The organism is Tardiphaga sp. (assembly GCF_044340795.1).
In the GTDB taxonomy this organism is placed as follows: Bacteria; Pseudomonadota; Alphaproteobacteria; order Rhizobiales; family Xanthobacteraceae; genus Tardiphaga.
In genome coordinates this window covers 20,229-29,936 of record NZ_JBIISY010000058.1, presented here as the reverse complement: position 1 = coordinate 29,936, position 9,708 = coordinate 20,229, and the positions used below count along the sequence as shown (strand labels likewise).

Annotated in this window: 9 protein-coding genes and 1 tRNA gene; 6 read left to right on the top strand and 4 right to left on the bottom strand. The window is 62.1% G+C overall.

Annotated features, from left to right (window positions below):
• Positions 1 to 711, bottom strand: a 711-nt coding sequence (locus ACIQ17_RS12180) for an acyl-CoA thioesterase (protein ID WP_398468838.1), incomplete at its 3' end; no start/stop codon positions are given.
• A 164-nt stretch (positions 712 to 875) separates the two neighbouring features.
• Here ACIQ17_RS12180 and ACIQ17_RS12175 point away from each other — a divergent pair.
• Positions 876 to 2,096 carry a ubiquinone biosynthesis hydroxylase gene (locus ACIQ17_RS12175; protein ID WP_398468836.1) on the top strand — a complete coding sequence of 407 codons (1,221 nt, stop codon included), beginning with the start codon at positions 876 to 878 and terminating at the stop codon, positions 2,094 to 2,096.
• 103 nt (positions 2,097 to 2,199) lie between these two features.
• Here the strand turns inward: ACIQ17_RS12175 and ACIQ17_RS12170 are convergent, their stop codons facing one another.
• Genes ACIQ17_RS12170 through trxA form a run of 3 tightly spaced genes read right to left on the bottom strand, consistent with a single transcriptional unit; the run spans position 2,200 to position 4,043 of the window.
• Positions 2,200 to 2,397 (bottom strand): Trm112 family protein, encoded by a 198-nt coding sequence (locus ACIQ17_RS12170; RefSeq protein ID WP_398468834.1) that lies wholly within the window; start codon positions 2,395 to 2,397, stop codon positions 2,200 to 2,202.
• 13 nt (positions 2,398 to 2,410) lie between these two features.
• Positions 2,411 to 3,085: an LON peptidase substrate-binding domain-containing protein gene (locus ACIQ17_RS12165; protein ID WP_398468832.1), complete on the bottom strand. Its 675-nt coding sequence runs from the start codon at positions 3,083 to 3,085 to the stop codon at positions 2,411 to 2,413.
• 37 nt (positions 3,086 to 3,122) lie between these two features.
• Positions 3,123 to 4,043 (bottom strand): thioredoxin, encoded by a 921-nt coding sequence (gene trxA, locus ACIQ17_RS12160; protein WP_398468830.1) that lies wholly within the window; start codon positions 4,041 to 4,043, stop codon positions 3,123 to 3,125.
• A 296-nt stretch (positions 4,044 to 4,339) separates the two neighbouring features.
• Here trxA and ACIQ17_RS12155 point away from each other — a divergent pair.
• From ACIQ17_RS12155 to ACIQ17_RS12135, 5 genes are all read left to right on the top strand, one after another.
• A tRNA-Gly gene (locus ACIQ17_RS12155) sits at positions 4,340 to 4,414 on the top strand.
• A gap of 149 nt (positions 4,415 to 4,563) precedes the next feature.
• Positions 4,564 to 5,019 (top strand): hypothetical protein, encoded by a 456-nt coding sequence (locus ACIQ17_RS12150; RefSeq protein ID WP_398468828.1) that lies wholly within the window; start codon positions 4,564 to 4,566, stop codon positions 5,017 to 5,019.
• Positions 5,020 to 5,152: 133 nt separating this feature from the next.
• The gene (locus tag ACIQ17_RS12145; RefSeq protein WP_398468826.1) at positions 5,153 to 7,438 is read left to right on the top strand and encodes a DUF2235 domain-containing protein; all 2,286 of its coding nucleotides are present in this window, start codon (positions 5,153 to 5,155) and stop codon (positions 7,436 to 7,438) included.
• A gap of 173 nt (positions 7,439 to 7,611) precedes the next feature.
• Positions 7,612 to 8,898, top strand: a complete 1,287-nt coding sequence (locus ACIQ17_RS12140; protein WP_398468824.1) for a PQQ-dependent sugar dehydrogenase — start codon at positions 7,612 to 7,614, stop codon at positions 8,896 to 8,898.
• 157 nt (positions 8,899 to 9,055) lie between these two features.
• Entirely contained in the window at positions 9,056 to 9,637 is a 582-nt protein-coding gene (locus ACIQ17_RS12135) for a c-type cytochrome (RefSeq protein ID WP_398468822.1), read from the top strand.
• Positions 9,638 to 9,708 lie beyond the last annotated feature (71 nt).

Here is a 9,708-nt window from a genome sequence, read left to right as displayed (position 1 = left end):
GCGGTGAAACCACATGGCGTGATCGAGGCTCGCAGCCATCGCCTGCCCATCGAACAACGTGCGGCCATAGCGCGACATGATGGAATCGAGCAGCGAGAAATCCGACGCATAAGCCAGCGCGCACATATGCAGCGCCTGGTCGTCGGGAAGCTTGGCGGCGGTGCGGATCCAGAAATTGATGCGGCCGTCGGGAATCTTCTCGCCGGCATAACGCTGGAATTCCACCGGGCGCAGCTCGATGGGGCGGTCGCTTTCGTAATAGCGGCGGATGTAGTCCGGCATCTTCTCGATGATCGGATCCTTCGCCAGTTCTTCAGCGGACAGGCGATCCGGCGGCGGCACGTCCGGCATTGGATCGAAGTGATTGAAGCTGTCTTCCTCCTCGGCATGGAAGGAGACCATCATCGAGAAGATCGCCTGGCCGTGCTGGATCGCAGTGACGCGGCGGGTCGAATAGCTTTTGCCGTCGCGCAGCCGCTCGACCTCGTAGATAATGGGGATCTGCGGATCGCCGGGCAGGATGAAATAGCAATGCAGCGAATGCGGCATGCGGCCTTCCACCGTGCGGACCGAGGCCACGAGGGCCTGGCCGATCACCTGGCCGCCGAAGACGCGCTGCCAGCGCGTCTTCGGGCTGCGGCCGCGGAACATGTTCACCTCGAGGGTCTCGAGATCGAGGATGTCGATCAGATCGATCAGGCTCTTGGACATGTCGGCGTCTTTCGTAAGGCGGCTGCGTGACGGTCGATTAACCAGGGCCGATGAACCGGGTCATGGTTCCCATGCCTTGATCGATCGGCCTTGATTGATCTGCCTTGTTTCGCATTCCTGTTTCGCCCAGCTATAAGCGCGTGGCAACAGCAGGAACGGGTATCATGGCGGCACAAAAAGGCATTGTCATCGGCGGCGGCGCGTTCGCCGGACTGGCGTTGGCTTTGGCATTGCGCCAGGGGCTGGGGCCGGATGTGCCGGTGATCGTTGCCGATCCCGCGCTGGCGACGCGGCCGAGCCGCGATCCGCGCGCATCGGCCATTGTCGCGGCCTGCCGGCGCATGTTCGATGCCATCGGCGTCTGGGAGGCCGTGGCTGCGGAGGCGCAGCCGATCCTCGACATGGTGGTGACGGATTCCAGGGTCGACGACGCCACGCGGCCGACCTTTCTGACCTTTGCTGGTGAAGTCGAGCCGGGCGAGCCGTTCGCGCATATGGTCGAGAACCGGCGCCTGATCGACGAGCTGGTCCAGCGCACCGAAGCCGCAGGCGTCGATCTGCGCGCGACGCCGGTGACCACGTTCAATTCACGCCCGGATGGTGTCAGCGTCACGCTTGGCGATGGCAGCGTGATCGAGGCCGCGCTGCTGGTCGCGGCCGATGGCGCGCGCTCGAAACTGCGTGAGCGGGCAGGGATTGCGACCCATGGCTGGGACTACGATCAGTCCGGCATCGTCGTCACCGTCGGCCATGAACGCGATCATGCGGGCCGGGCGGAGGAGCACTTCCTGCCTGCCGGTCCGTTCGCGATCCTGCCGCTCAGGGGCAATCGCTCATCGCTGGTGTGGACCGAGAAGCGCCGGGATGCCGAGCGCATCGTCGCGTTGCCGGAGGATGAATTCCATGCGGAGCTGGAGCGCCGTTTCGGGCTGCATCTTGGCGAGGTGAAAGCGCTCGACAAGCCGCGCGCGTTTCCGCTCGGCTACTTCGTGGCGCGCTCCTTCATCGGCGAACGCCTCGCGCTGATTGGCGACGCCGCCCATGTGATTCATCCGATCGCAGGGCAGGGGCTCAATATGGGCCTGAAGGATGTGGCCGCGTTGGCGGAGAGCATCGTCGATGCGGCGCGGCTCGGCATGGATTTCGGTCAGGCCGACGTGCTGGAGCGCTATCAGCGCTGGCGCCGCTTCGACACCATGAGCATGGGACTCGCGACGAATGTGCTGAACTTCATGTTCTCGAACGATCTGCCCTTCGTGCGCAGCATTCGCGATATCGGGCTCGGGATCGTCGATCGTCTGCCGCCGCTGAAGGGGGCATTTATCAAGCAGGCAGCGGGATTGTCTGGAGAAGTGCCGAGATTGTTGAAGGGCGAGGCGATCTAGCTCGGCGGCCGTAGCCCGGGTGGAGCGAAGCGTAATCCGGGATTCAGAGCATCAGCAATTCGCCGGTCCCCGGATTTCGCTGCGCTCCATCCGGGCTACGAACTCAATCGATCTTCCTTGCTTCTTCCGGCAGCATGATCGGGATGCCGTCACGGATCGGGTAGGCGAGCTTCGCCGAGCGCGAGATCAGCTCCTGACGCGCGGCGTCGAATTCAAGTTGTCCCTTCGTCACCGGGCACACCAGGATTTCGAGCAGCTTCGGATCGGTGCCGTCCTGGGATTGTTCGGTCGCGGTGGTCATTCAAAGCTCCGGATCATTGCAGTGGCGGGTCGCCGCTGGTGCGTTTCTTGGCGAGATCCATCTCGGTGATGGCGATCAGGATTTCTGCGCGGGTTTTCAGGTTCGGCGCTTCCAGCATCGCCTGTTTCTCCGGCGGGCCGTAGGGCGACATCATCGCCAGCGCATTCACAAGCGCCTCGTTGGGGGCCTTGTGGATGCCGTCCCAGTCGACCTTGAGATTGTTCGCCTTGAGGAAATCGCCAAGCACCGCGACCAATGCGTCGCGATCGACGTCGTCCTCGCCCTTGCGTGCGGTGAAGTCATCGACGAAGGGAAAGTAGTCGACCTTGCACTGGCGATATTGCGTCAGCACCGACAGTTCCTCGACAACCTCGAAGCGCGAGACGCCGGTGAGTTCGAGGATGTAGCGGCCGTCGCCGGATTCGGCGAGCTGGGTGATGCGGCCAACGCAGCCGACCTTGAACAGCGACGGCTTCTCTTCATCGTCCGAATGCACGGCATCGGGCTGGATCATGCCGATCAGCCGGTGACCGTCGCGAAACGCGTCGTCCACCATCGCGAGGTAACGCTGCTCGAAGATGTTGAGCGGCATCTGGCCGCGCGGCAGCAGCAGCGCGCCGGGCAGGGGGAAGACCGGAATCACTTCCGGCAGTTCGGCCGGGCCGCGATAGTCGGCATTGATGGGCATGTCCGGTCTCGCTTCGCAAGTTCTATGGAGGTGCGGATTATGCGAACAGGATCGTGGACAAACGGCGACGGCCGTCAACGGTCGCCTCATCGGTCGGGCCCCAAGCCTCGAAGAATTGCAGCAGCTGCTTGCGGGCGCCGTCGTCATTCCACTTGCGGTCGCGTTTCACGATTTCGAGCAGATGCGTGACGGCCTGCTCGCGCTGGCCGGCGCCGTTCAGCGCCACGGCGAGATCGAAGCGGGCCTGATGATCGAGCGGATCGGCGGCGACCTTCTGTTCGAGTTCGGTGACCGGACCGAGCGCACTGGCCTGTTCGACCAGGTCGATCTTGGCCTGCACGGCTTTGACGGCGGCGTCCTCGCGCTTGGCGGCGGGGACCAGTTCCAGCGTCTGCTTGGCCTGTTCGATGGCATCGGTGGCGACATAGCAGGCCGCGAGGCCGGCGATGGCGGCAATGTTGGTGGCGTCGCCGGCGATGATCTCGCCATAGATTGACGCCGCGGTGGCCGGATCGCCCTCGGCGAGAATGCCTTCAGCCTCTTCCAGCAATTCGGCGGTGGTCGGCTCGGCGCCGGGGCGGCCGGCGGTGAGCTTGTTGATGAAATCGTTGATCTGGCTCTCGGGCACGGCACCCATGAAGCCGTCGGCCGGGCGACCATCGACGAAGGCGATCACGGCCGGGATGGACTGGATGCCCATCTGGCCGGGAATTTCCGGATTCTCGTCGATATTCATCTTCACCAGCTTGACCCGCCCCTTGGCGGCGGTCACGGCCTTCTCGATGATCGGGGTCAGCTGGCGGCACGGGCCGCACCACGGCGCCCAGAAGTCGATCAGCACCGGCTGGTGCTTCGATTCCTCGATCACGTCCTGCATGAAGGTGCGGGTGGTGGTGTCCTTGATGAGGGCGGACCCTGCCTGCGGCATCGGTTCGCCGCCCTGTTCCATGATGGTCACGTCAACCTCACCTGTATCGGGAAATTTCTGCGCGCTTCTAGCACGCCCGAAGCCCATAAATGGCTCTCGTGACAGCAATTTGCAATCGGACCGAGCCCGCCGCATTGCCGCGGAACGGCGTAGGTGGCTGCAAATGGCGTAATTTCGGCTGAATAGGGCGGGTTGGCGCGCCAAAACCGCCGAAAAATTCCATTTACGGAACTTGGCATATTCCTTCGTCTTTCTGTTGCAATCGCCGCCGGCATTTGGCATATGTCCGCGCGTCGGCGGCGCACCATCGTTGCCGCTTCTAGGATGCGGGTGTAGCTCAGTGGTAGAGCACGACCTTGCCAAGGTCGGGGTCGAGGGTTCGAGCCCCTTCGCCCGCTCCAGAAACTTCCCGCTCCTAAATCATTAAGCTTATCGCATCTCCCCGCGGGCCACCGCCGCCTTGCGGCCGTATTGTCGCGCACTGATCGAGCTCGCTTGAAATCGGGTGAGGTTGCGCAGACAATCAGCCTATTGCGGGTGTGAGACGAAAATGCCGTCGACAACGGATTCCAATCAGGAAATCGCCAGGCGCGCCAATGACGAGGCGCGGGCCGACTTTGCGACCTGGCTGATGATGTCGAAACTCAACAGCGTCGATGCCCTGCCCCAGGAAGCGCAGACCTTCTTCGCCGGCTATCTTGCCCTGGCCGCGCGTGGCAAACAGGCCGAATCCGCGGCGGCCGAAGCGACCATCCAGACCGTATATCGCAATTACTATGCCCGCATGGGCGGTACCGGCACCGCGCCGGTCATCAAGCCGGCTCCGAAACCGAAACTCATGTCCGACAACAACCAGAACAACCGCGACAACGTCACCCCCTTCCGCCGCATCAAGCCGGAAACGCCGCCGCCGCGCGAAAAGAGGAAAATGCCGGTGGCGCTGATCTTCATCGGGCTCATCGTGCTGGCCGTTGCATGGCGCTATCTGAGCAAGGGCGGCCTCTGAGGCCGTCCATGCGTGTCTAAACGCGCATCTGAATTAAATACAATTTTTAATTGTAAATCGGATGCAGGCGGACGATCTTTGATTCCGTCGCTGGGCGATCGACTCCCGGCGTCGGACTCGGGGGACGTCTGCAATGGCACGAAATATCGTTCTGCTCTCGGACGGCACCGGCAATTCGTCGGCAAAGGTTTGGCGTACCAATGTCTGGCGCACCTTCGAGGCGCTGGATCTCTCGGGCTCCGATCAGGTCGCATTCTATGACGATGGCGTCGGGACATCGTCGTTCAAGCCATGGGCCATCCTTGGCGGCGCGTTCGGTTTCGGGCTGAAGCGCAATGTAATCGACATCTACAAGTTCGCCTGCCGCAACTATCGGGGCGACGAGGACAATATCTTCGGCTTTGGCTTCAGCCGCGGTGCCTTCACCATCCGCGTGGTGATGGGCCTGATCCTGCATGAAGGCCTGGTGTCGGCCGACAGCGAAACCGAACTCGATGAGAAGGCCCGCGCCGCCTATCGTGCCTATCGGCGCAAGCGCTATCACACCGTATGGCCGTTCCGCCCCGAGGACTGGCTCCGCAATCTCCGCGATTGGCTCCGGCCGCTGCCCTATGATCACGACACGAACCGGCAGGTCGCCAGGATTCGCTTCATCGGCGTGTGGGACACGGTGTCAGCCTATGGGATGCCGGTCGATGAAATGACGCGCGGCATCAGCAAATATATCTACCCGCTCGAACTGCCCGATCATCAATTGGTTCGCGCCCGTGTGACGCGGGCCTGCCAGGCGCTTGCGCTGGATGAAGAGCGCACAACGTTTCATCCCGAGCTCTGGGACGAGAAGGTCGTTCCGCCCCAGCAATTCAATCCGGAGACACCGCGCGCCATCGTCGATGAGCAACTCAGCCAGGTCTGGTTTGCCGGCGTGCATTCGAATGTCGGCGGTGGCTATCCCGATGATTCGCTCGCTCATATTCCGTTGCTCTGGATGATCACCGAAGCGCGGCATTGCGGCCTGAAATTCAAATCCGATTACTCGAATCCCCCGCAGCCTCCCCCGCCTGGCGCCGTCATCGCCGATCCCGATACGTTCAAGAGCGTCACCTCGAAGCGCGACAAGGACGGGCGCATCTACAATCCGCGTCAGGGGCTGGGCGGCTACTACCGCTATGGGCCGCGCAAGCTGGTGCAACTGTGCAACATCAAATATTCGAAGCGGGAAGACGACGAAGTCCTGATCGAGCGACCCAAGATCCACGAAAGCGTCTTCAGGCGTCTCAGCAACCGCGCCCATGCCTATGCGCCGATCGGACTACCGCCCCTCTATGATGTGGTGACCGACGACGGACGCATCCTGACCTCCGATCAATACGGGATCGAAACCGCTGCGCAGGCGAGAGCGCGCGCCGATGCGCAGGAGCATGTCTGGAACGAGGTGTGGAAGCGCCGCATCGTCTACTTCCTCACCGTTGCGGCTACGACCGCATTGGTGATCTTCCCATTGGTCAGCGGCGCCCAGAAGTCCGACGAGTTTACCAGCCCGATCCGCTGGGTGTCCGACATCCTGCGAACCCTGCAAGGATTTCTGCCCGGCTTCGCGAAGACATGGATCGATGGCTATGCGCGGGCGCCGATCTCATTCGTGGTGATGGTCGCCATCCTCGTGGCGCTGCTGCTATGGGGCACGCGCATCGCCCATCGCAGCCAGGACCTGATGGGCGCGATCTGGCGTCGGCGGCCGGCCGCGCCGGGTGGATTGCCGACCAACTGGATCTATCGCCTGCGCAGCGACAGCAATTACATCGTGTTTCATGAAAGCATGAAGCGGCGGATCGGGCCGAGCTTCTTCGCACTGGTCTTCGTCTATGTCGGCCTCGCAACGCTCAGCCACATCGCCTTCAACATTCAGGATGTCGCCGGGATGACCTGCAAGGAAAGCCCGTCGCCGCGCCGGCTGATGCCCGGCCAGATCAGCGGTCCCATCGAATTCAGAACATCCGATCTCTGCCGCGCCACCGGCATCGAGGTCGATGACAACCGGGCGCGCTATGTCATCACGGTCACGCCGGGCGAGCAATGGACGCATTTCGGGACGCCGGTTCCGGTCGGTGGCTTTACATCGGTGGAGCCACCGCGCTGGTATCACCGCATCCTGCTCAGTCTCGCGCTGCCGCTGCGCCGCGCATTGTTCGAAGACTGGTTCCGGATCACGCTGCGTTACGGCAGGGTCGGTGGCGAGGAGGCCTTCTACGTGCCGGACCTGCGCGATGACACGATCCAATTCCCGATCGTGCCGACGCGTTCGGGCGAGCTGTTTGTCTTCATCAATGATGCCGTGATCGGCGTGCCCGGTCTTTACGGTGTTCTGTCCCACTGGAATGGCGGCACCGCGCAACTGACGATCAAGCGAACGCGATAACGAGCAGATCGGCTCATCGTGCAGCGCACTCATGCTTGGCACAACTTCCACATGTGCTAGCATCCCCTCGTCTAGGCTTCTCGGTAGACCAATAAAGTTCGTCTCGAACGATCAATAAACATAGCAGCCCTAGTTCTCATCCCGGAGAACCTGCTGCACAGGGAGTGAACGCGATGAAATCGATTCCAAATCGATCTGCCTTTGCGCGATCCGTTCTTGCATGCGCCGTTCTTGGATGCGTGAGCGCCGTCAGTCTGGCTGGCATCACGCATGTCAGCGCGCAGCAAAAGCTCAAGAGCTACAAATCCGACACCAAGGATTTCTGGACCAATCCACCCGATGACTGGTTCCTCGGCGACGAGACCGAAGCGCAGAAAGGTCTCGCTCCGCCGTCCGGCCCGCCCACTGGCGCGTCCGACAAAGAACTCGCCGACATGATGAAGAAGATCAAACTGCCGGCCGGCTTCAAGATCGAGGTTTATGCCTCCGGCGTGCTCGCCGCGCGGCAGATGGCCTGGGGCGACAAGGGCACGCTGTTCGTCGGCTCGTTCGGCATCGGCAATGTCTATGCAATCACCGACAAGGGCGGCAAGAAGGAGGTCAAGACGATCCTCAAGGGCATGAAGATGCCCACCGGCCTCGCCTTCCAGGATGGCGCGCTCTATGTCATCGATATCGACAAGTTGATCCGCTACGACAATGCGGAAGCCAATCTGGACAATCTCGGCACCGGCAAGGTCGTCTATGACGACATGCCGTCCTATGCCGCGCATGGCTGGAAGTATCTCGCGCCGGACAAGGAGGGCTGGTTCTATGTGCCCTTCGGCCCGCCCTTCAATATCGGCATTCCGCCCACATCGCTGTCGCAGATCCGTCGCGTCGATCCGAAGACCGGCAATGCGGAGATCGTGGCACTCGGCGTGCGCAACAGCGTCGGCGGCGACGTCGATCCGCGCAGCGGCAAATACTGGTTCACCGAGAATGCACGCGACTGGATCAGTGATGACATGCCGAGCGACAAGCTCAACATGATCACGAAACTCGGCGAGCATTTCGGCTATCCGCATTGCCATCAGGGTGACATGGAGGATCCGAAATTCGCCATGGGTCACAAATGTTCGGAGTTCACCCCACCGGTGCTCAATCTCGGTGCGCATGTGGCGCCGCTCGGCATGAAGTTCTACACCGGCGACATGTTTCCGGCGGAGTACAAGAACAACATCTTCATCGCCGAGCATGGCTCGTGGAATCGCCACAAGTATCAGGGCGCACGCATCAAGCGCGTGATCGCTGATCCCGATGGCAAGAATGCCAAGCAGGAGGACTTTGCCACCGGCTGGATCGAGGGCGACCAGGGCTATCTCGGCCGCCCGGCCGATGTGGTGCTGGCGAAGGATGGCTCGCTGCTGATTGCGGATGACTGGGCCGGTGCGGTGTACCGGATCTCTTACGCGAAGTGATCGAGCGCGAATGATGTCGCGAGGGGCCGGTCCGCTGGCCCCTCCACGTCATTGCGAGCGCAGCGAAGCAATCCAGAGCCGGAGGAAGGACTGGATTGCTTCGTCGCTTCGCTCCTCGCAATGACGTGCATGCACACGAGCGAGTTGGAATGCGGAAATGCAGTCCCGATCCATCGTTGCCTCTCTCTGCCTGATCGCCGTCACTTCGCTTCCGACATCCGCCGCCGACATCGCCGCCGGCAAGGAAAAGGCCGAACTCTGCATCGGCTGCCATGGCGAGAACGGCATCTCGCAGATGGAGAACATGCCCTCCCTCGCCGCGCAGCCCGATCAGTTCACCCAGTGGCAACTCATCTTCTTCCGCGCGGGCACGCGCAAGAGCGAGGAGATGAAGCCGATCGTCGAGCAGCTCGACAACAGCGACATCCGCAATCTCGGTGCCTATTTCGCCTCGCTGCAGCCGCCGGAGAAGAAACAGGACGACAATCCGGACCTGTCGGCGAAAGGCAAGCAGGCGGCGGCCGGCCGCCGCTGCGCGTCATGTCATCTGGATAGTTATGCCGGCACCAAGGCGGTGTCGCGGCTCGCCGGGCAGCGCGAGGATTATCTCCTGAAGGCGCTGCGCGACTACAAGTCCGGCGCCCGTGCCGGCGGCGGCATGGCGGCGATGGCAGAAGTGGCCTATTCGCTGAGCGAGGAAGAGATCGAGGCGCTGGCGCATTATCTGGCGCATTTGTGACGCTTGGGCCGTAGGATGGGTTGAGCGGAGGCGCGAAGCGCCGGAGCGATAACCCATCAGCTGAGCCTGCC